The sequence below is a fragment of the Nitrosospira sp. Nsp2 genome (assembly GCF_003050965.1).
In the GTDB taxonomy this organism is placed as follows: domain Bacteria; phylum Pseudomonadota; class Gammaproteobacteria; order Burkholderiales; family Nitrosomonadaceae; genus Nitrosospira.
Window position 1 is genome coordinate 785,951 of record NZ_QAOU01000001.1, and the last position, 22,653, is coordinate 808,603.

Genomic DNA, 22,653 nt, shown 5'->3' on the forward strand with positions numbered 1-22,653 from the left:
CCTTATGCATCTAATGAAAGAAGGAAGCAGCAACGAACAGGCACAGATGCTGAGCCGGGAAGAAGTGCTAAAGGCGCTTGAGTCGTTAATTCGTCGCATGGACACCATTGACGCTCAGTGCAAGGATGGTTTTCCGCTTTATTCCCCAGGATCTACGGACCAATGGACCGTCTCTCCGGGAGGTTCGTGGGTTGGCGGCTTCTGGAGCGGATGGTGGTGGCTGCGCGCGCGAGTCACGGGGTCAATATCGGATAAATGCAAAGCTGCCGAAATCTGCGCGCGCTTGTCGTCCAAGATCGCCGCCGATTCCATCAATCGCTGCCAGATTTTCTGGTATGGCGCGGCGCTCGGGAATCTCTGGTTCGGCGACATCAGCGCGCGCTCGTTGGTCGAAGAATCCATCGCAGCGATCGGGGCCTCCTACGATCGAAAAATCAATTGCATTCCGCTTGGTACCGGCATGGGTGGAGGACGGGAAGGAAATCAATGCGTCACGATAGACACGCTTGCGTCCTTGATCCAGCTTCTCAACCGCGGCGAGCACAGCGTCTATCCTTATATCTCGCGCTGTCATGCCGATACCATACTGGATACCTGCTTTACCAAGAACGGGGCGTTTCATACAGCGGCACACCTCCGCGCTGCGCGTCTAAGAGCAACCGATCGGGCGGGTATGTGGTCTCGCGGTCAAGCGTGGGGAATGTTGGGATTAAGTCGAGCCGCAGCGCAATGGGGCGAGCCCTACCTGACTTATGCCCAATCCGCATGTCACTACTGGCGGCAGTCGCGCCATAACCTGCTGGCGCCCAACCGGTTGGATGATCCGTCCGGTCCTCCCGATCCTTCGTCTTCCGTGATCGCATCCCTGGCAATGCTGGTCCTGGCCGATCTTGTGCCTGACGGGGATGAATGGCGTCTCTACGCCCATCAGCAGATTACCGCGGTCACTCTCAGCCGGTACTTCATCGGCTTCGAGGAAAATCACGGCCGGGAAAAATATAAAGAGGGGAAAGCCCAGGGAATATTTTGGGGCTGTTGTTACAAAACCAATCGTGGACACGATGAACTGGTCGAGTCGGCATGGGGCAGTTTTTTGCTCATGGCGGCGCTCTGCGTTCTAGCCGATATCATCGAGCCAAGCGATTGCTAGCAATGGTCACTATTCAAACGGTGGATTCGTAAGTAGTCGTTTAAGGAGTTACTTGAAATGCTAAAGAATATACCCTGCAAATCTGTCACACAGACGCTGTTCTGCTTGTATTTGATTTTGAGTTTCGTTGCCTCCTCCCCGGTTGCCGCTAAAGAGCCCCCCGATGCACCCATTCTCCTGCATGCGGCGCGGGTTTTTGACGGCAGCAAGATGAGAACGAATACTTCGGTACTGGTGATAAATGGAAAGGTCGCAGAAATCAACACCCGCGACTCGTTCAAGTCCAACTCCGCGCGCACTATTGATCTGGGCGATGCAACCATACTGCCTGGCTTTATCGAATTGCACGCGCATCTCGCATTTCAGAATATTCCGGCCGCCACCGTTCTGAAGCATGGAATCACAACTATTCGCGATGTGGGTGGGCCCGTGCATATGCCGTACGGGGGAGATGGAAGCTTGCGTGTTCTCACTTCGGGACCGATTATTACGGCACCAGGCGGATATCCCATCCCCATGATGGGAGAAAAAAATATCGCCAGGGCAGTTTCCACGGAGAAAGAAGCCAGGGATACAGTTCGCGATCTGATCAATGGCGGTGCGGTCGTCATCAAGATCGCGCTTGAGCCCGGCGGCGAACAGGGCGCCCCTTGGTCGTCCAGTCACGGTCATAGTCAGGGTGCTGCCCACAACCACCACTCCGGTCATTCGCACCATGACATATCGGATGCACAACAGACGCACATCCATGATAAGCCTGCCCGACATGCTTCCCAATCAAAGAAAACCTGGCCGCTGCTGCCTGAAAATATTGTAAAGGCAATTGTGGATGAAGCACATAAGAACAACCGTAAGGTAACTGCACATATTGCCGAAGAACAGGGCGCGCAAATTGCCATCAATGCAGGCATCGATGAATGGGCTCACGTGCCTTGCGACATCATTCCCGAAACATTATTGAAAAAGGCAGTGGAGCAAAACGTAAAAATAGTCACGACATTGGACACCTTATCGAAATGTTCGGGTATTGCTGCTAATGCCAGTACCTGGGCGGCACTGGGGGGTGAATTTTTATACGGCGCAGAAGTGGCGCATCCGGACATCCCTTGGGGTATCGATGTGCAGGAGCTTATATATATGAGGCAAATGGCGAAGATGGACCTTACAGATGTTCTGCGTGCCGCGACCTCGAAGGCAGGCGAGCATCTGAATTTCCCGCTATTGGGTACGCTGCAACAGGGTGCGCCCGCCGACATTATTGCAGTGAAAGGCAATCCTGCTCATAACCTGAAAATTCTGGAATACCCCGATCTTGTCCTTTCGGGCGGCAAGATCATAGTTAATAACTTTGACTAAACATTGGCCCGTTCAGGATATTCCGCTGATGCGCTGTTGCGAGGACAGGCCTGCAGGGTCGGAATTTTCCCCTGGGGGACGTTCATTAAGATCTTTACATGTTAAAGACAACTCTGAACCACAGCGCTCGCCCGGGCTCATTGACCCGGCCGAAATTGACAAACCCTGGCGGGACGTCCCCGATCCGTCGGCTAAGGTGTTCGTAGTACGTGCGATCGAAGATATTTTCAATGCCCATGCTCAATTGAACCGGTTTGATCGGTTTCCAGGTCATGGACATATTCGCCGTTTCAAATCCCGGTGTAGGCGTGGGGTTATCGATACCAAGCGAATTACCGTAGCCGGGGTCGATACGGTCCTGTTTCATCACGGCACGTCCGGCCAGGGTAAGCGAGAAGGTTCCCTGCTGAAAAATGAGGCCAAACCTGCTATCGAGCGGTGGCGTTTGTGCAAGCGGTACCGAGCCCTGTCCATGACCGGTCAGATTCTCGGCCCTTATCCAGGCAAGGTTACCAAACAGCCTCCACTGAGGTGTAATCTGCTTGGTCACATCAAACTCGGTGCCTACACGGTCTACATCCACGTTTTGTGAGTTAATGCCCTGGCTGACCAGAATGTAATCATTGATGCGGCTGCCGAACACCGTGACTGATCCTTGCCATGTGGATTTACTTACAGTTAGCCCTATATTTATTTCGCGGTTTTTTTCTTTTTTGAGATTGAATCCATTAAAACTCGCGCGTTCCAGATTGCTCGCCGGACGCTCCCCGTTTGCCAGAGAGATGAAAGCGGTGGCGCCGGACAGGATCTCCTTTTCAATGCGAATGAAGCCGCTATTGGTTATATCATCGCGCTGGCTATTTGAAGTAGGCAGCGGCGCGCCAAGGAAGGTGGTCAGCTCTCCCGAGTGGGTATTAAAATAGTCTCGCCGCGCACCCGCCTTAATAGTGGTAGTGGGATTCACGGTATACGTCACCTCTGAGAATGCGGAATTGGTGATTGTGTGAAGATCATAGAAAGGAACAAATATTCTACTGGTAGTGCAGGAGGTGATGATGCATAGCGTTCCCGCCGTCTGGTTATCACCGGCGAATTTTTCATCCTTGTGTTCGTAGCCAATCACGCCCTCTGTTTTAGCGTTCAGATCGAATGTGGCAACAGTTCGCGCGGAGCGTCCCCTGAAAGTCTGCATCAAGGTTCTGCGATTGGTATTGGTGATGAGTGGTCCAGGTGGATCTGGATTAAGTATGTCCACTGTTACCGGTCGGAGGGTAAAGTTGTCCATATGGTGATCGAGATTCCGGTCATAAATCTGCAATTCCAGTTTCCTGAATTTTTCTGAAATATTTGCCACCGTAAAACGGCTTCCCAGGATTACCCGCTTGAAGTGAATCCCATCGCCCATCAGTGAAAATGCGGGGAACGCAACCTGAGCGTCACCCTGTTCCGCACTGAACTCGGCAGTAATGTCTTTTGTGGGTGTAAATGTCGCGATCAGCTTATTTGAGTTGCGTTTGAAGAAAGAAAAGAATTCCTGACCCGAGCCGTCCTTGTAGTTGTCGCCCCGGTTAAAACTCGAGATACCTCGCAACTGGACCAAGGGAGCCCCGATCGTTACGTCCGCCGTCAAATCGCGGCGGCCGAAACTGCCCAAGCCACCCACCAATCGAGCGCGTACATCAGGCTTCTCAAACTTTTTTGGGGTTTCATTGAATATGACCAGCCCGCCCATGCTCGAGCCGTACAGGACGCTGTTGGGTCCTTTCACTACCGTGACGTGGTCGTGGGCGTCCGGCTGGATATAGGACGTCGCCGGGTCGGTCCCGTGGTTGGCGCCGGCCTCCTCCAGGCTGTCGTTCATGACGATACCCAGGCGAGGGCCACCCAGACCTCGCAGGTATATAGTCCCGGCGGTGCCGCCGATTTTGGCCGCGGAAAACTCTGGCTTCTGTCGTAGAAAGTCTGCCGCATCACTACTTGGACGCGGGTTCCATTTGAGCGCCTCTTTCTCGATCAGGGGCTCCTTCACCCGAGTGGTCGAGACATTTACCTCGCGTAAAACCTCCTGCCCCATTGCCTGGCCTGACAAAGCAGCAAGAACGAACCAGCCACAGGAGAGGGCACGTAGTTGAGAGGAAAGACGCACGTTAGTTATCTAATGAATAGCCAATTGATCATCGGAAGTGATCATCATAAAAAGGCCGCCCCTCCGTGAGGAGAGCGGCCTCTAGTGCCAAACTGCAACAATCAATCGCTGGCTATTTTTCAGTGCGGGCGCGGCGTCTGCGTAAAACTGCGCCCATCAAGCCAATTCCAGCCAGGAACATGGCATAGGTTTCCGGCTCAGGGATGGCGGGCGCGAAATTGACTGAGAGCGCGATCTGATCACGGTAGGGATCGCCCATGCTCGCCATGGGAGTTTCGTGCCACATGGCGGTGTTCAGGTTGACGTAGATATTATTGGCGTCAAAAGTGACCTGGGATGGCGAAAACCCTTCAACCAGATTGCCATAGGTCGACGGGGTGTAAGTCGTGTTGGTAACTGAAGCACCGAGGATGTCGGCTAAATGACCGCCAGTATCGGAGATCTTGAAACCAATGAATGCGGGACTGCCCGAATTCATGAATTCGTCAGCCTTATTCCAGGTGAGCGATAAGTTATTGCCCACGGTATCGATCTTCCAGCCCGACAGATTGGGAATTTCCACAGCGCTTGCGCTGCCTGTGGCGTCCGCCTTCGAAAGCGAAAAGAAAGAGCTTGTCGGGCCAACGGCTGAGACACCGTAATCCACTGTAAAGGTGTTGCCATCAAAAGTATTGGTTGCCGCATAAGCGGCAGGCGCCAGGGCGAACAACGAGCTTACGGCGGCGAGACTGAGACGCTTCTTGAATTTAGTCATGTTTATTCCTCCATGGGTGAATCAATAACATCGCTAACATCGGATAGTTAGAGCCACATTTGGCAAGCTACTTTAGTATTAACTATATGCTATCTTCGGAATTGCGCTTTGATTCACGCCGGCGAACGATGGCTCCCATCAGCCCCAGGCCGGCGAGCAGCATGGCGTAGGTTTCTGGTTCGGGCACTACGCCAGCCACCAATGTGCCGCTGACTCCGTACTTGGTGAGAATATTAGGATTCGAAATCTCCTGAGCCAGATAGTCCGACCCTCCCACAAATACCGAGTAATCCCCGGCTGCCAGATTCGAGAAGGTGTGGGAGACCTTACCGTCAGCGACACCGTCGAAACCGGAGACCGACCCACTCGCAGTACCATCATAGGCATGGCCTATATGTTTGAAAAAGCTCAGGCTTGCCGGAACTCCATTGACGGTGTCCGCGTCATTGCCGATCTTCCAATCGTCCAATGCTCTGAAGGCACCTTCGGTGCCAGCCGGGCGGTGTGCCTTGGACATAGCGGACGAATCATAGTCTGCGCCCATAGGGGCAAGATGAGCCAGCCCTTGATAAAGCGAAAAACCCGGCGTCAGTCCCAGCTCGGACGTGGAGGTGATTCCGCTGTGGTCCGTGACTGTGGATGTTGCTTGCTGAAACGTAAGTGTTACATCAGCGGGGTTTAGCAATGTAAACCGGTAAGACGCCGTTTTATGGGCATCGCCATAGTCCGCGTCGGTGCCGTCGATCCAGCCATAATTGCCGGTAACCCCTTGGCCGGATAAGGTGGACGTCGCCGAAGTACCATCGAATGTACCGAAGTTACGCCCGGTATAGCCGACGTGCGCCATTGCCGGCAATGAAGTCATGCCGACGAGAAGCAATGCATACCTTAAAGTTTTTTTCATATTGTTCGTTAAACTCCCATTTGATATTCAAGATTGAAATACACGTCACGTTGGTGCGAGGATTGACGCGCGTAAGGGAGTATAACGAGCCATGGCAATCAATCAGTGCGGCATATTGCCGCATGTGACAATATGCCGCAGGCACGGAAGTGCTTGAGTGGAAACGAGGCTCAGCTGCTTCCAGGAAGCAGGGCGGATAGATGTGATAAAGAATTGTTCTGTATTAGATTCTACTGTCTTTTACCGATGGCGCTATACTACTTTCAAAGCAGCCAACCCCATGGTGTGACATATTGTCGCGCGGCAATATGTCACATTCCCAAGCTGGTATCCCCCCTCTATAATCGGGCTGCTTCTTGTTGCTAAGCATTAGTGCGAGTAAGCGTTTGTATCTGTACTTTCATTGTTTTTCCCCCCTAGGTTTCATTACCTATTTAGGCTCGTGACATTCGCCCAAGGATGTTACGAGCCTGTTCTTTTCCCCTTTGGTCACGATCAGGACCCGGGGCTATCAAAATCGCTGGGCAACCACAGTTAGAGAACCGTTTGGAAAGCGAATCCAAGTAGAGACGGGTCTTAGCCATGTTGTTTCGAGCAAATAAATAGGAATACAGGCTTTATATTTTCGGTTTCACTTTGAAACGGGATGAGTCCTTATGCCTGACCTGCCTGCAGCTCGGTCCCATAAGACCAAGTATTCACCAAGGGGAGCAATAACAAAGCGAGCGGCTTATTTTGTTGAGGGCATGGTGCCCATGCTCGGCCGAATGAAGTCAGCCTCTCGACGACTTGATCTCAATATTCAGCACGATATTGCTCGCTACACCTGTCAGCTGGGACAGAAGGATTAGGAATTTTCTTCGCCTGCTAATGCAAGCCCTCCAGCCCCGTCCGGTCAAAGGCTTCTCAACTCGCGCGCATATCCATGGTTTCTTCTTCCCAGCTGCTTCGTTCGGAGTTCGATAGCCCCAGGTCGTGCCGATCAAGAGCAGTTCGCCAGTGTGGAGCATGATCATCCATGGAGATTGCCCAGGGTCGACGTTATAGGAAGGGCTATTGTCTCCCGGCCTTGTGAGGTGTTCCTTAATATGGACGCGAAGCGATTATTGGCTAATGCCGGGGCGTCTCCGATTGTTCAAGTCTGCCGCACATTGCTGTTCTTTCGCCATTGCCAAGGCGGAGTAGGGGAAGAATCCGCCCATAGTCCCCGCTTTCCTACTTTTGCCCCGTGCTCCAGCACATACAGATCGTGGTCCTTTGCGTAGCGCCGATACACCCAGGCCATGCCGCGATTAACCTGTTCTGCATTGGCATCAACGCCAGCACATTTGACACGGGCTACGATTCGCTGATGACGGTCTTTTACACGTGGGGAGACTTCCGCCTCCTTGCCGAAACATAGATCAGAGAGGGACTGCCTCGACTTTGCCCCGATCTGGGGCATCTATCTCAGCCAGGCGTATCTCGTGTTGCCGCTTTGATGCGGTCAGGACTGTTAAGGTGTCCCCACCTGTTATGCCCACGACCCTTCCACTGAACGTTGCAGCTTGTGCGGCTGAAAGACAAAAGCCAAACATTGCGATGATTACTAACCTCGATGCTGGGTCAAAGTGTGGCATTTTGAGCAGGGATAAGGTATGGCTGACCTATCGACATTGAACAATACTACAAGCCGGCTAACTTTCTAATCGTGCGCAATTAATATTATTGTGAACGTTCGCCCGTCATGGCTGTTCGATGAAGTGCTGGTTATTCATTTTGCTCTCCTTTTGCGTGATTAACATTGTCTGGAAAAGCCGTCCGCATCCGCGAAACCCCTTGGCCTCAATTCCCTCAAGTTCAGCCTCCGGGCAGATAGGGCAGAAAAGGGCTTGCCTGTTTGGCGGAATGGGTTTGGGCCTTACAGGTTTGGGGAAGGTTTGCGGATATAGGGAACCGCCCCTATAGCGCCATCAGCTTGCTCCGTTAACTCAAATCCATGTTCTAAAGCAATTTCTCTCACCTGTTCATTGTTCACGTGTTTTCCTCATGTCCCTTTCTTTAAGATCCACCTTCTTTCTCTTGATTATTTCATTTCGCATTTCGTTGAACTGCTCCCGCATCTCATGCTGGATGAAGACCTTTCCCACTGCCGCAGGAATCCAGATTTTCGGGATCGCATTGGTGCGATGGATCACACGGGTTTGTCCGCCTTCGTCAATCAGATAAGTAGCACCGTCCAATTTGCGCATATTGCCACTGATCAGGTGCGACCGTATTTCATGGTAAGGAATCAATCTTACTTCCCGGGTTGACTCGAACGGATAGCTCAGAGGGCCGTAACTCCCAGCGCCGCGCTGAAAAATCGTAAGCCTGGCTTCAGAAACACTGACCACCTTGCTCTCCTTCAAGTTGGAGACAAAATCAGCCATGCGGTCGAAGTCGGTCAGCACGTCCCAGACCTCCTGCTGGGTTGCCGCCACCGCAAAATTAAGGTCAATAATAATGTTTTCTCCAGCTATGTTTACCTCAACTTCAATGTCCTTACCCTTTAGGGAATCTGCGGACAACCCCGACGCAAATAGCATTGACCACATGAATAGCAAGAAGGAAGCGTTTCTCATTGGCACACACAAGAGAGGGAGCCGGGTTACTTGCTCGTGGAATGGGAGGGAATTCTAAGCTGCTACAAAATTATAAACAGATCACTTGGGCTGTGGTAATTGAACGCCGTTACAGAGTTCAGCGAAGGCTAGTCATGGGCGCACGCGGCGGCAGAAGGGAAGGGTCAGGTCCGAAGAAATCCATGAGTCCGTACGGGGAGAAAACATCCGTGATACGGGTACCCCTCAGCCTCAAGTCGGGCATTCTGCTCTATCTCGAACCGTTTAGAAAAGCGTCACAGCAGGGGAATGCGGATACGATCGCTTTCCCCATCGCAAGCCTGGATCCCGCGTCCCTGCCTCGTCCCATCTACAGCGGCAAGATACTGACAGGCCAATCCCGCTTTCCTTCTCCGGCCCGGGACTATGAACAGAAAACCCTGGACCTGAATGACCGCTTCATTGCCAACCCGCCCGCCACGTTCTTCTTCAACGTCAAGGGACGTCTCCATGGTCGGCGCTGGCATCTTCGATGGCGCCACATTGATCATCGACCGCTCCATCAAGGGCAAATCCTACAGTATCATCATAGCCGATGTGGATGGCGAATGGATGGTCAAGCGCCTGTACCAGCGCAGCGGGGTTATCAAGCTCCTGTCCGAGAACCCGCTCAATGAACACACTATCCTCAAGGGAGGACAGGAACTGGTCATCCTCGGCGTGGTGACCTATGTCATCAACGAAGCGAAATAGACCGGTCTTTGCGTTGGCTGATGCCAACTCCTTCTATGCATCCTGCGAAAAAGTATTTCGTCCCGATCTCAGGAATTCAATGAGCAGTTGACCCTTTGCACGTCCGGAGTCTCCCGGACCCGCGTAAGATTCCCGCTGCGATTGGGCTTGCTCATGATGGGGTAAAATGGACCCATCCGGGGTGTTACGCCGATCTGAAAGGAATGACGAAACCGGTACCCAGGCGATAGATCGACCTGAAATAGTGGAAAAATGTGAATATCACCAAATCAACATAAAGGAGTCATCATGGAAATCAACGAACAACATAATGCCGCCCTGGCTAAAGTGGCTGAAATGGTGGGCGATGCCAGATTCGCGATGTTGACTACCCTGGAAAAAGACGGGGTCTTGCGTAGCCGCCCTATGGCGACCATGCAACTCGACGGCGAAGGCAATCTTTGGTTTTTTACATCGCTGTCATCGTCAAAAATTGCGAAAGCGCAGCCGGATCAGCAAGTCAACCTCTGCTATGTTCGCGCAGATAAACATGATTATCTGTCCGTATCCGGTGCTGCTGAGCTGGTCGATGACAAGGAGAAAATGCAGGCCTTATGGTCTCCTTGGATCAGACCCTGGTTTCCAAAGGGGCTGGACGATCCAGACCTCGCGTTGCTCAAAGTCAGCATTATGGAAGCCGAATACTGGGATGCGCCTGATAGCGCTACCGCGCGTGCATACGGACTTGTCAAAGCGCTTGCGACAGGGGATACCGATGCGCTGGGTGAACATCGCAAGATAGATGTGAAAGAGGAGTAATCGGTACAGCCTTTTAACAACGTCTCCCGGGCGCCCGGTCAAGACGGGGCGGCAGGAAGTTTCGCCGCTTGCTGCTTCAACTCTCCCGTACATGGATTCTGGCCTTCTTCATCGCCCATATAGCCGATGCTGATTTTCAGCTCGTTTTTGCTTCGAAGTATATTTAACGGCGTTGCCGATCAAATTTACACATACCTATTCAAGCGTTGCCAGGTCACCCATCACCTACTGCGGCAAGGACCCGAGGTTTCATGAGACCTGCCGGTCTCTAACCGTCGTTTCGAGCTTCCCGACGATTCTCTGACTACCTGGTCCAGGTAGAAGGAGGAAATAAGCAGAAGCACTGGCTGCGGGCATTCAAAATAACCCGGATGCGCTCCCGGTGACAGCGCCGTTTTCAGGTAGGCGGCCGGAATTTCCACTTTTGACCGATGCTGACTTTGGCGGCAGGTCCGGGGTCGGGTTTTCCGTTTCGGCCCCAGTACTGATTCTGGGGCGGGCCAGGTTAATGGCTTGAACCGTGAACGGTTTGCGCTCCGGGTGGTCAACTTCGTTTGCCTGTGAGCGCAGCGAAAGAAATTCTATTGTCCAGTACGGCGCATTAACCGCTACCTTCGTCACCTTTTCTCATCCCGTTGCCCGCCTTGGGCTCACTCTCCACTTCCGCAAGTTCTAGCGGGGACGGATGCAAACCTACATTATTGATGGAAATAACATGGCTCTCTCACCTGCCTTACTATCATGTCGCGGAGAACTGGCATCTCTCATACAGGCATTCGACTGGGCGGCCACGCCGCTGGGGCCAACTGAGCAATGGCCTGTCTCTCTTAAGACGATACTAAATGTAGTGCTGGACTCCAACCATCCCATGTTTGTCTGGTGGGGGCCGGATTTAATCCAGTTTTATAATGATGCGTATCGAAAGACCCTTGGGCCTGAGCGGCACCCGAGTGCGCTAGGCCAGCCTGGCCGGGAGTGCTGGGAGGAAATCTGGCCCATTATTGGACCACAGATCGAATCCATCATGGCCGGCGGTCCACCGACCTGGAATGAAGACCAGCTCGTACCCGTAACGCGGAACGGCACGCGGGAAGATGCCTGGTGGACGTACGGCTACAGCCCAATCCGTGACGCTATGGGTGTACGCGGGGTGCTGGTCGTATGCAATGACGTCACCAAAGAACATTTAGCCAACGACGAGCTGAAACGTGTGAATGAGCGCCTTGCGGAGGAAATTCTGCGCCGCCGGCATGAAGCCGACCGCCTGAAAGTCTTGTTCCAGCAGGCCCCCGGGTTCATGTGCGTCTTGCGCGGCCCGCAGCATGTTTTCGAGTTTGCAAACAATGCCTATATGCGACTCGTTGGGCATCGCGAAATTTTGGGTCGACAGGTCCGCGAGGCCATTCCCGAAGGCGAAGGGCAGGGCTACTTTGAACTTCTCGACGAGGTCTTTACGACTGGGCGGCCTTTCTTTGCAAACGAGGTGCCGCTTTTGCTTCAACGGGGTTCAGGATTGCCTTTAACGCAATTGTATATCGACTTTGTCTATCAGCCCATCATTGAGTCCGATGGCTCCATCTCAGGTGTATTTGTCGAAGGAGCGGACGTTACCGAGAAAAAACATGCACAGGACGCACTCCGGGTAAGCCAGGGACGATTAGAGGAGGGAATGTTGGCAGCCCGCATGGTAGTTTGGGACTGGAAACTGGCTAGCGGAGAGCTGAGCTTTTCTGGAAACGCTTCGGAAATATTTGGCGCCGATTTGGAAAGAGTGGCGCGGCCCTGGGAGTTGCTGCATCCGGAGGATCAGTCGGTCATGAAGAATGCGTGCGAGGAGGCAATCGCAGAACGGGGGAAATTTCAAGTCGTGGTACGAATTATTCATCCCCAAAACAGTGGGATTTTTTGGTCGGATGTCCGCGGAAAAATCATCGTCGACGAGGCAGGCCAAGCCCTTGCGATACGAGGTATCGCCCTGGATGTCACGGAACGCAAACGTGCAGAAGAAAAGCTGCAGGAAGCCGACCGGCGTAAAGACGAGTTCCTGGCGATGCTGGCGCATGAGCTGCGCAATCCGCTGGCGCCCATCAGGGCAGCGGCCCAACTTCTAAAGATCGACACTGTTGACGAGCAACGTCTAAGGCAGGCCAGTGAAATTATTGGCCGCCAGGTCGAGCATATCACGAGCCTCGTTGATGACCTGCTCGATGTAGCCCGCGTTACTCGTGGGCAGGTATCTCTGGAAAAACATCCGGTGGATATCAGGAGCCTGATATCCGATGCTGTCGAGCAAGCAGGCACGGCAATCGAGAGCCGGGGACATCGGCTCGTATTACCTCAGGCGACGGAATCGTTCCAAGTTCTTGGAGATCGCAAGCGGCTGGTGCAGGTGATAGTGAATCTTTTAGACAATGCTGCCAAATACACTCCGGAGGGCGGGAACATCGTGGTTCACCTCGACGCGCATCGTGAGCAACTGATGCTCGTCGTTCAGGATGATGGGATCGGCATCGAGCAAGAGCTTCTTCCGCGCGTGTTCGAACTGTTTGCCCAGGCAAGACGCTCTGCCGACCGGTCACAGGGGGGGCTGGGAATCGGTCTTTCTCTAGTCAAGAGTCTTGTAGAGTCTCACGGGGGCAGCGTAACAGCAGACAGCAAAGGGACTGGTACCGGGACCAAATTTACCGTCTTGCTTCCCCGTTATATTGAACCGCAAGCTCCTGCCCTTCAAAACGAAGATGTGGCTATTTCTTCGCCGGGTAAAGCACTACGCATAATGATCGTTGATGACAACCAGGATGCGGCGCTTATGCTGTCCATGTTACTGCAAGCCGCAGGGCACGAGACAGTCATAGAGCACAATCCCTACCGCGCTCTTGAACGAGCACCTCTGGAATTACCGGATGTATGCCTGCTTGATATTGGCCTGCCCGACATGGACGGAAATGAACTCGCGCGCCGGCTTCGGTCGATTCAAGCCCTGGCGCAAACGGTCTTGATAGCAATAACCGGATATAGCCAGTACGAGGATCGTAAAAATTCACTTGAAGCGGGCTTTAACCATTACCTTGTGAAGCCTGTCAATGTGGAAGAGCTTGTCGCCTTGCTGGCTGAGCTTCGGACTTAGTGAAGCGTTGGCTCTGCAAGTTCGAAGGAACCAAAGCCAGGCAAGGGGGTAGCCTTACATACATTGATGCCGCCTCTTGTCGGATCCTGCTTCGATCCCCGAGATTTAATGGTTACAAGCGTCGGCCGGCAGCAGGTTGTTATATTCCTCCCTAAGCATTAAGTAGCCCTCGTGTACTCGGTCTTCCATCAGCTTTCGATTCACTACCGTGATATGTCCCCGTCGGTATTGTATTGCACCCTCCACCTGTAGCATATGGGCCGCCATGCTCACACTCTCACGCCGCACGCCGAGCATCTTGCTTACGAACTCATGAGTCATCGTCATGGAGTCGGTTGGTAAACGGTCCAGAATCATCAGGAAAAAGCAGCATAGTCTTTGCTCAATCGTCAGGTAGACTTCTAACGCGCTCTGCTCCGTTTGAAGAAGCAAAGTTCGACTGAAACGTAACAACAACTGCTGTAGAGCGCCTCCCGACTCAAATTCCCTTTTCAAGGCATTTGCTTTAATACGGTACCCATAGCCCGCGCTTTGTACCAGCACGGTGGCCGGGGTGCCATCCCAGCCGAACAGTAAAAACATATCGGTCACTCCTTCATTGCCGGTCATGGAAACGAGTCTGCTGATACCCGACCTAAGCTCGTAGACTCGCGCAGCGATGAAAGTTGTAGGAAAATAAAGCTGCGTTATCCGGGTGCTTCGTTCGTGGATGACGTAACCCAGGGGCAGGTGGACCAATTCAAGAAATGGTAGTAAACGCCTGTATTCTTCATCGGGTAAAGCCCCGAGAATCTTGTTTTGCGTTGGGCTCTGTAACAAGTGAGTCACGATGGAAGGTCGATCTTCAAATAATGCAATCCAATGCTGCTCCGGGCTCGTTCGCGATCAGTTCAAGCGTATCTAATAACCCGTCAATAATATCAAGCGTTAATCGGAGCTACTACTGGACTTCAGTCCAATGGCTACCCCTCCATTAGCCGACATATCACTGATAACGCGCAGGCGAACAGCAAGTTCGTGTCGCCAGGACCACCCGTTGCCCTTCCGCATGCTCCAGCATCAAATTGAATCTTTCCAATTGAATCAAAGTAGACGGCGTGCCCTGTCGCGAGTGCCGAAAAATCCTCCGCTCGTCACGCACTCTTCCCTGTAAGGTTTTACAGTATTCACATCCCTGATCACGTGATGTAATCCTCCTACGAACTTCCACTCAGCGATTGCCGGACAGGTTACCTGTTAACGCCATGCCCATCGGGGTCTTTTCCCGGCCAGATTAACGGCGACGTTTCGCCGAAGATGTGCGACAGGGACAGCCGTTGTAATTGAGGCGTAAGAAAAGCCAATTAAGTAAGGAAGCTGGATGATGATAACCCTTCACCAGATATCCCAATCGTATAAAACCTGGAAGAGGGGTTCATATGAAAGAACACGTGTGGGAAATCGCTATATGCGGGACCTTCGACGTCCAGAACTACGGAGATTTGCTCTTTCCTATCGTTGCCGAGGCAGAATTGACGAAGCGGCTGGGCGCGGTGAAGCTTCACCGATTTTCCTATCACGCTAAATCTACGCCGGAGTGGCCCTATACCGTTACATCGGTGGCGCAATTGCCCAACCTCGCGATGCGCCTGGACGGTGTCCTCATCGGTGGCGGATTTATTATCCGGTTTGACAAAGACGTTGCCCCCGCCTATGGTCCGCCAACTCCCGAAATACATCACCCCACCGGGTATTGGCTAACCCCGGCCCTGATTGCCTTGCAGCACGGCATTCCACTGATCTGGAATGCACCGGGCATGCATTGCAACATTATCCCCAAATGGGCAGAACCATTAATGAGGCTGGTCCTTCAAAACAGCCGCCACATCCGGGTGCGTGACAAACCCTCGCAAGAGGCGCTGACGTATTTTTGCAATGACCCGCAGATAGGGGTGGTGCCCGATACCGCGTTCGGAATTTCCCGAATGGTCAACCCCCAGTCGTCAGCAGAACTTAAAATTCTGAGGGAGCTTTCGGGATTGACGGGGCCCTACATTATTGTCCAGGCAATCCATTGCATTGCCCCCTTCATTCGCTTCGTACAAAAACATCCGCAAATATTTGAAGGCTTACGCGTCCTGCTCCTCCCTGTCGGGCCAGTACTGGGGGATCACGAGGCCGTGATAGAGAGCGGGTTTCCGAATGCTGTGCGGCTGCCGTCATGGCCACCGCCACTTCTACTTGCAGAGTTAATCAGTCACGCGGAAGCCGTGGTTGGTCACAGCTACCATCTGGCGATCACAGCGCTTGCGTGCGGAGTGCCGGTCTTCAGTTCGGCTAACCTTTCGGAGGGCAAATACACGGCCCTGTTGGAGTTTGAAACCATCTTCCCCCTTCCCCGGGAAAATGAGGATGAACCGCAGTGGTTTTTGTCACGGCTTGGAAAAAGCCGTCCCTCGTCAGCTGCTCTAAAGGCTTTGGCGCAACTCGATGAACATTGGGATCTCATTGCAAACATTATCAGAGAGGGGAAAGTTCACACTCAACCAATGCTGGGACGATTTTTGCAGGATCTTCCCAATTTACTCGAAGCTGGCACAGTACAGCCTGTCGCGTCTGTCCCGGATCAGCGTCAAGTTGATCAACTCAAGCGTGACCTGTTTCTCGCTCACTCCCAGATCACGGCGTTATACAGTTCGCGTTCATTCAGAATCACGGCGCCGCTGCGGCATATCGTTCGCAGGTTAAGCACTTATAAAACAAGGGAATTGGATGATTAATTTCACTGAAATCTCAAGAAAAGAGCTAAATGTTCAACCTTTTGCCTGGACCGAGATAGGAAATCTCTATTCCCCGGCGAACGCAACCGCGCTGGCATCGTCCTTTCCCTGTGATAACTTCAAGACAATCGCGGCTTACGGCGGTGAGAAAAGTTATTTTTATGAGGCGCGTGCATTGATCGGGATGGGCTCGAACTCGGTCGCGAATCCAGAGCAGCTAAGCGGAGCATGGCTGGAGCTTGCACACGATTTGCTCTCTGATAGTTACCGCGAAGCTATGTCCTCACTGACTGGACTTGATCTCAATACCCGGCAGATGGAGGTCAATGTCTTTCACTACGGGCCAGGAGCTCATCTCGGACCGCACCGTGATCTTCCTGAGAAAATCGCCACGCATGTATTTTATTTCAATGACGAATGGAATCTCGCAGATGGAGGCTGCCTGGCCATCCTGAATTCATCCGACGCCGCAAATGTCGCGGCACACGTCCTGCCGATTGTCGGAAACTCGGCAGCTTTCATACGATCGGAACATTCCTGGCACGAAGTAACGCGCGTCAGGGATGGTTGTAAGCAGTCACGGCGCAGCATGACGGTTACGTTCTATCCCACGAGTTCTATAAGTTCGATGTGGCCGCCCGACGAAGTTCCCCAATTACACAGTTACGGGAGCGCCGGTGACTGATCGGGATTCTCGATTAGCCGAGTGCGAGCCGGCGGTAATTGAGCGAGATGCGGCCCTGGCGCACCTTGATTTCCTGAAAAATACCCGGTCATGGCGAATCACGAGTCCTTTGCGTTTTCTCATGCGCCTGATGCGATGGGGCCTAACGTCGGAAGATCGAAGCCGCATCATGCGATGGTGGAAAGATCGCAACCGGAAGCAGCGCATCGCCGCAAATGTTAAAAGTGATCCCACCGCACCTGCAAAGGGCGGGCGGGTTCGATCTTTCGCTGACCTGCCTGCTCTGCGTCCCCTGCGTAGTCGTAAACCTGCTGCCGCCGTGAATAACAAATTCGACGTTATCTGCTTCGCCAACATCGAATGGTCGGCGCGATTCCAGCGGCCGCAACAAATGATGCGTCAGTTCGCGGAACACGGCTATCGGGTTTTTTACGTCGTCCCCTCCCGTGTTTCATCGGGTAGGCAGGCTTATAGCGTCAACCAGGTTTTGCCAGGGATATTTGAGGTTGCGCTGTCGAGGCATGCGGTACAGGATTTTTATACCGAAGGCATGAGCGACGAGAACGTCGACGCCTGCTTGCTATCTCTGGAAAAGATGTCTGAGGCCTTTCGTATCAAGACCGCAATCTCCGTCATTCATCTATCATATTGGACACCTCTTGTCTTGCGGCTCAGAATGGATTTGGGATGGCGCATCCAATATGACTGCATGGATGACTGGGTGGATTTCCCGCATATCGGAACAGCATTATTACGGCAGGAGGAGGTGCTTGTAGCGGAGGCCGATCTGATAACCGTCACTGCCTCCGTGTTGAACAAGAAGTGGTCTGCGCATAACCCGATTTGTTCGCTAATCAGAAACGGCGTGGACTTTTCATTCTTCACGCGCCACTGCGTTCCAAATAATCTGCTGCCGGAAATCAAGCGACCGATCATCGGATTTTATGGCGCGCTGGCAGAATGGGTGGACTATCAACTGCTCGCCGATGTAGCAATGAGGCGACGCGACTGGAATTTCGTGCTCGTCGGAGACATTTTTGTATCCGATCTCGCGGGGCTTGAATCCATGCCCAACGTGCACTTGATCGGAAGAAAGCCCTATGCCGAGATGCCGCATTACCTTTATCGTTTCGACGTTTGCCTGATTCCGTTCCGTGTTTACAACGTTACCCACGCGGTTGATCCGGTCAAGTTTTACGAATTTATGAGTGCAGGAAAACCGGTCGTGTCGGTGCCGCTGGAAGAAATGAAGGTCTATGAAGAATTCGTCTATTTTGCCAATAGTCCCGAAGAATTCATCGAAAAAATTGAACTGGGATTAGATGAGCGAGCGCTTGAGCTCGTAACAAGCCGTGTAGAGCTTGCCCGCGCAAATGACTGGAAGAACCGGTTCGACGACACGCTCCGCGCCATAACCGATGTATATCCAGGGGTTTCGATTATCATCGTCACCTACAACAATCTCGAGCTTACGCAGCGATGTGTCGAGAGTGTTTTCCGGAATACAACTTATCCAAACTACGAAGTGATCATCATCGACAATGCGTCAGTTGATGACACGCGCAACTATTTGCGCTATCTGGCTCGCAGCAAACCTGCGGTAAAGGTCGTTCTCAATGACGAAAACAGCGGATTCGCGGCTGCAAATAACCAGGGGTTGCGTATGGCCCAGGGAGATTACCTGGTATTGCTCAATAACGATACCGTAGTGCCGAAGGGATGGGTCGAGCCCATGCTGCGTCATCTCGATTTGCCGCATGTCGGGCTGGTCGGCCCGGTTACGAATTCGGTCGGCAACGAAGCGAAAATTGAGGTTGAGTATTCAAGCCTGGATCAGATGGAGGATTTTTCGGATCGCTATACGGCGCAACATCGCGGTCATGTCTTCGATATATCCATGTTGGCCATGTTTTGCATAGCGATGCGTCGCGAAGTATTTGAAAAAATCGGTTTTCTCGATGAAAAATTTGGTGTCGGGATGTTCGAGGACGACGACTATAGCCGCCGCGCCCACAATCTGGGGTACAGAACCGTGTGCGCCGAAGATGCGTTCGTTCATCACTATGGCCAAGCGTCATTCAAGAAGCTTATTGCCAGCGGCAAATATCAGGAATTGTGGGACAGAAACCAGGCCTATTTCGAAAGCAAATGGGGCGCATGGAAGCCGCACCTGCAACGCGGGAGCCATTGATGCTCAAGAAATTATTCAACCGTTTGGGCGGGCACGCCACTTCGGCTTACGAAGACCCGAAGGAAATTACCGCGAACCATTGGTCGGAGAATATGGCGGGCTCGGATGCGTTCTCGCCGCAAGTGTACTGGCTGGCGGTACCGGAGATCCAGAAACGCTTTTGCCAACGGGCCTGCCGCGGAAGTGATTACCCTACATGGGTGGAATACTGTGTCGGCACCTTTCTAAATAGCGATGGCGCGGTATTCAATATGTTGAGTATTGGTTGCGGTAGCGGCGCGCTTGAAAGGGATCTGTTCCGGCTCAACGCCTTTCATCACTGCGATGGGATTGATATTGCACCAGCGGCGATCGAAACCGCGATAAGGGAAGCCGTCGCGATAGGTGCACGATCCATTGATTACCGCGTTGAAGACGTCGAAAAAACAGACCTGCCCGCAGGGCGATACGATGCCGTGTGGTTCAATGGATCACTGCACCACATTCGCGAACTGGAAGTGGTGTGCGAACGGGTACGCCGTTCGCTAAAGCCGACCGGCTGGCTGTTTTTCAATGAATATGTCGGCGCTAATCACTTCGGGTTCGGGCCGCCGCAGGTCGCCGCGATCACGCACGCTTTTGCCCTGATCCCGGAGCGCTATCGCGTGTCGTTTGCCCGTGGTTCGTTTGGCCAGATTCAGCACGTGGTACCGTTGCCTGACCCAATCGAAGTCGTGCGCACCGATCCTTCGGAAGCAGTGCGTTCGCAAGACATATTGAATGTCGTGAACGATTACTTCGACATTAAGACGATCAATCCCTGCGGGGGCTCGCTATTGCAGTTTCTTCTGCATGGCATAGCAGGAAATTTCAGACAGGAAGACCCGCACTCCATGCGCCTACTCCAGATGCTGTTTGACATCGAGGATGGGCTGATCGAATCCGAGGCATTGAAGAGCGACTTTGTCGTGGTCGCTGCTAAACCACTATAAATGCTGAAGGCTGAGCCCGTACGATTTTACAGCGAAGGCTAACGTGCTTTCACTTTCACGTTGTTGCGTTGTCGCGCTGGCGATAATTGCGCGAACGGCGGAAATCATTAAGTTGCCAGCCCCTTATTCCTCGTAAAATTCACCGCATACAGCAATTCGCCGAAAACTCAAAAGCCGGCTGACATGTGGATCAAGGCCGGCAGTGCCGTGCTCGTGCTGGGCGCGAGGCGAGGGCTCGCCGAGCTTCAGCCAGTTTTTAGTTTAACCGCGAAATCCGCGATCCCGATCTTGAAAAGGAACCTGGCCGCGGTATCGAGGGTTTTGAATTGGCGAGTCTCGCGTCGGGAAGTTTCCAACGGATATCCGTCGGCTACGATCATGTAGCCGTTTGTCATGACAGCATAGCTCACCTGGATACGCTTGAGCGCGCCGGCATTCAGCAGAAGTTTAAGTTCTCGCTCGGTCATTTTTTTCTCATTTTTATTATCGTCCAACCAACGTTTCTTTCGCGGCATACGTATACAGAAAATAGTTTGGCGATGGTACGGCCAGGTGCGACCGCGGGGCATTACTGAAAGTCCGCATCCGCGTCGAATAGCTTGCCTTGCTTCACGACTACCAGCAAATCGCCAGGTTTGACTTGAAGAAAATCGCACAGCTTGGACAGTACTTGGCGGTCAAAACTGTTCACCTTGTCGTAGTAATAGCGATCAATGGTGGCACGTGCGATACCCGTCGCCCGACACACGTCGGAGACTTTGAGGCGCTTGGCTCCCAGGATCGTGGAAAGGCGGCAGCTGATCATTACGAAGCAATCATTAATCGATATCGATTAATATAAGCTATGTAAAGATTAATGTCGAGCGAGCAGAGCACGGACGGGGTGAGTCCAACCGGAGTACTGGCTCCCCATCGATTCTGTGTGTTCTGCGAGAGCGGTTTTTCATTCCGCATCCCCCAAAATCAGCCCCTATACGCTCTATGAAAAGTTTCCTGGAAGTATTGATCCCGTTATTTCAGCGCCTTCTGCTTCTTGATCCCATTCCGTGAAAATTAATAAATTATTAAAAGATAGATTTGAAAAATCCAGCTTATTAGCTATGTTGAATGAGACACACGTCGTGCCAGGAATAGTGACACCCGACTCAACCTCTTCCATGTTGATGATTTTGTTACAAGAAATAGAAGAGGCTCAGAAACGGAAACGGGGGGACAGAATAGCGGCGCCGAACAGAAATGGATTTAGAAGCGGCATAGCGTGGTCACGGTGTAATCGAAGATGCTCAACTTATCTGAGGAAAGCTGTCATGCGAAAAGTCCGATACTGTTTGTATTCACTCACTGCAGGCGTGGTGTTATCTACCTCCATCCATGCCTGGGCTGTTCCTTTCAATCAAACCAACCTGGTTAGCAGTGATCTGGTGGCGCACCCAGCGCCAATTGGGGATCCCGATATTAAAAACGCATGGGGTATGTCGTTTGGTCCATCTAACCCATTCTGGATCTCCGGAAACGGTTCTGGAAAATCGGTGATATATAGCGTGGACCCGGTGACCCAGGTTCCCACCCAACAGCCACTGAAGGTAACGATTCCCGGCAATGGCAGTGTGACAGGCCAGGTCTTCAACAGCAATGCGGCATCATTCAATGGTAATCAGTTTCTCTTCGTGAGCGAAGACGGCACGGTTTCCGGCTGGCGGCCAGCGCTGGGCAGCACGGCTGAAGCTATCGCCCCGGCGTCCTCGGCCAACGTTTACAAGGGTGTTGCCCTGGGCAGCGTCGGGGGTAATGATTATATGTACGCGGCGAACTTCAGGGCGGGCACGATCGATGTCCATAAGGGCGTTAACGGAGCTCCGTCCCTACCGGGCTCGTTTAGCGATCCCACTCTCCCTGCGGGATATGCGCCCTTCAACATTCAGAATCTCGACGGCTCGCTCTACGTTGCTTATGCTAAACAGGACGCGGACAAGTCGGATGAGGTCTCCGGGCCGGGAACTGGCTTTGTCGATAAATTCAGCCTGAGTGGCGACTTTATCGGTCGAGTGGCTTCCGGGGGGGCACTGGATGCGCCATGGGGCATGGCGATTGCGCCATCCTCGTTCGGTAACATGGCGGGTGACTTGCTGGTGGGTAATTTCGGCGACGGCCACATCAATGTTTATGACGCCACCACCCACGCATTTCTTGGGCAAGTAACTGGTGCTAACAATAGCCCGCTTGCGGTCGACGGATTATGGGCCATTTCGCCAGGAAATGATGGATCGGCAGGAAGCAGCCATCTGCTGTACTTCACTGCAGGGCCCGACTCAGAGGCTAACGGTCTGTTTGGCGTTCTAACCCCCGTTCCGGAGCCCTCGGAATATGCGATGATGCTGGCTGGTCTTGGGGTATTAGCGCTTCTGATCAGGCGCCGCACTCCCACTCCCAGCTGAAGACCGCGACATATTTCAATCGGCTTCTCATGAAAAACCCGA

The 22,653-nt window shown here is 52.8% G+C and carries 19 protein-coding genes; 10 read left to right on the top strand and 9 right to left on the bottom strand.

The features are described from left to right. The first annotated feature begins 4 nt into the window (after positions 1–4). Together C8R31_RS03550 and C8R31_RS03555 are read left to right on the top strand one after the other, a co-directional pair. The gene (locus C8R31_RS03550) at positions 5–1,150 is read left to right on the top strand and encodes a glucuronyl hydrolase (protein WP_258192514.1); all 1,146 of its coding nucleotides are present in this window, start codon (positions 5–7) and stop codon (positions 1,148–1,150) included. 57 nt (positions 1,151–1,207) lie between these two features. Continuing rightward, positions 1,208–2,506, top strand: coding sequence for an amidohydrolase family protein (locus tag C8R31_RS03555; protein ID WP_107692655.1), 1,299 nt, complete (start codon positions 1,208–1,210; stop codon positions 2,504–2,506). A 94-nt stretch (positions 2,507–2,600) separates the two neighbouring features. Here the strand turns inward: C8R31_RS03555 and C8R31_RS03560 are convergent, their stop codons facing one another. From C8R31_RS03560 to C8R31_RS16425, 6 genes are all read right to left on the bottom strand, one after another. Continuing rightward, positions 2,601–4,652, bottom strand: coding sequence for a TonB-dependent receptor (locus C8R31_RS03560; protein WP_146164541.1), 2,052 nt, complete (start codon positions 4,650–4,652; stop codon positions 2,601–2,603). Between the two features lie 112 nt (positions 4,653–4,764). Beyond that, positions 4,765–5,406, bottom strand: a complete 642-nt coding sequence (locus C8R31_RS03565; protein WP_107692657.1) for a PEP-CTERM sorting domain-containing protein — start codon at positions 5,404–5,406, stop codon at positions 4,765–4,767. 82 nt (positions 5,407–5,488) lie between these two features. Continuing rightward, complete coding sequence (locus C8R31_RS03570) at positions 5,489–6,310, bottom strand: FxDxF family PEP-CTERM protein (RefSeq protein WP_107692658.1); 822 nt, start codon at positions 6,308–6,310, stop codon at positions 5,489–5,491. Positions 6,311–7,445: 1,135 nt separating this feature from the next. Next, positions 7,446–7,754 (bottom strand): thermonuclease family protein, encoded by a 309-nt coding sequence (locus C8R31_RS03580; protein WP_258192515.1) that lies wholly within the window; start codon positions 7,752–7,754, stop codon positions 7,446–7,448. A 562-nt stretch (positions 7,755–8,316) separates the two neighbouring features. Then, positions 8,317–8,913 carry an SRPBCC family protein gene (locus tag C8R31_RS03585; RefSeq protein WP_258192516.1) on the bottom strand — a complete coding sequence of 199 codons (597 nt, stop codon included), beginning with the start codon at positions 8,911–8,913 and terminating at the stop codon, positions 8,317–8,319. A 275-nt stretch (positions 8,914–9,188) separates the two neighbouring features. Next, on the bottom strand, positions 9,189–9,404 hold the full coding sequence (locus C8R31_RS16425) for a hypothetical protein (RefSeq protein WP_258192517.1): 216 nt from the start codon (positions 9,402–9,404) through the stop codon (positions 9,189–9,191). Between C8R31_RS16425 and C8R31_RS16430 the strand changes: the two genes are divergently transcribed. The 3 genes from C8R31_RS16430 (at position 9,403) to C8R31_RS03610 (ending at position 13,570) form a co-directional block, all read left to right on the top strand. Next, complete coding sequence (locus tag C8R31_RS16430; RefSeq protein ID WP_258192518.1) at positions 9,403–9,645, top strand: LexA family transcriptional regulator; 243 nt, start codon at positions 9,403–9,405, stop codon at positions 9,643–9,645. The genes C8R31_RS16425 and C8R31_RS16430 overlap by 2 nt on opposite strands. A gap of 288 nt (positions 9,646–9,933) precedes the next feature. Then, the gene (locus C8R31_RS03600; protein ID WP_107692660.1) at positions 9,934–10,443 is read left to right on the top strand and encodes a pyridoxamine 5'-phosphate oxidase family protein; all 510 of its coding nucleotides are present in this window, start codon (positions 9,934–9,936) and stop codon (positions 10,441–10,443) included. Between the two features lie 715 nt (positions 10,444–11,158). Beyond that, complete coding sequence (locus C8R31_RS03610; protein WP_181320384.1) at positions 11,159–13,570, top strand: ATP-binding protein; 2,412 nt, start codon at positions 11,159–11,161, stop codon at positions 13,568–13,570. 105 nt (positions 13,571–13,675) lie between these two features. On the opposite strand, the gene C8R31_RS03615 is transcribed toward C8R31_RS03610, so the two are convergent. Further along, entirely contained in the window at positions 13,676–14,179 is a 504-nt protein-coding gene (locus C8R31_RS03615; protein ID WP_258192519.1) for a Crp/Fnr family transcriptional regulator, read from the bottom strand. An 809-nt stretch (positions 14,180–14,988) separates the two neighbouring features. Here C8R31_RS03615 and C8R31_RS03620 point away from each other — a divergent pair. The 4 genes from C8R31_RS03620 to C8R31_RS03635 are packed head-to-tail and all read left to right on the top strand — an operon-like array spanning position 14,989 to position 20,176. Continuing rightward, positions 14,989–16,329, top strand: coding sequence for a polysaccharide pyruvyl transferase family protein (locus C8R31_RS03620; protein ID WP_107692664.1), 1,341 nt, complete (start codon positions 14,989–14,991; stop codon positions 16,327–16,329). Next, positions 16,322–17,014 (top strand): 2OG-Fe(II) oxygenase, encoded by a 693-nt coding sequence (locus tag C8R31_RS03625; protein WP_107692665.1) that lies wholly within the window; start codon positions 16,322–16,324, stop codon positions 17,012–17,014. Before C8R31_RS03620 ends, C8R31_RS03625 begins: the two co-directional genes overlap by 8 nt. Then, entirely contained in the window at positions 17,007–19,205 is a 2,199-nt protein-coding gene (locus tag C8R31_RS03630) for a glycosyltransferase (RefSeq protein WP_181320386.1), read from the top strand. Before C8R31_RS03625 ends, C8R31_RS03630 begins: the two co-directional genes overlap by 8 nt. Continuing rightward, complete coding sequence (locus tag C8R31_RS03635; RefSeq protein ID WP_107692666.1) at positions 19,205–20,176, top strand: bifunctional 2-polyprenyl-6-hydroxyphenol methylase/3-demethylubiquinol 3-O-methyltransferase UbiG; 972 nt, start codon at positions 19,205–19,207, stop codon at positions 20,174–20,176. Before C8R31_RS03630 ends, C8R31_RS03635 begins: the two co-directional genes overlap by 1 nt. 245 nt (positions 20,177–20,421) lie before the next feature. Here the strand turns inward: C8R31_RS03635 and C8R31_RS03640 are convergent, their stop codons facing one another. Next, positions 20,422–20,643, bottom strand: coding sequence for a plasmid replication protein RepB (locus tag C8R31_RS03640; protein ID WP_146164542.1), 222 nt, complete (start codon positions 20,641–20,643; stop codon positions 20,422–20,424). 101 nt (positions 20,644–20,744) lie between these two features. Next, positions 20,745–20,981 carry a helix-turn-helix transcriptional regulator gene (locus C8R31_RS03645; protein ID WP_107692668.1) on the bottom strand — a complete coding sequence of 79 codons (237 nt, stop codon included), beginning with the start codon at positions 20,979–20,981 and terminating at the stop codon, positions 20,745–20,747. 502 nt (positions 20,982–21,483) lie between these two features. On the opposite strand from C8R31_RS03645, the gene C8R31_RS03650 reads away from it, so the two are divergent. Beyond that, positions 21,484–22,611 (top strand): TIGR03118 family protein, encoded by a 1,128-nt coding sequence (locus C8R31_RS03650; RefSeq protein WP_107692669.1) that lies wholly within the window; start codon positions 21,484–21,486, stop codon positions 22,609–22,611. The last annotated feature ends 42 nt before the right edge of the window (positions 22,612–22,653 follow it).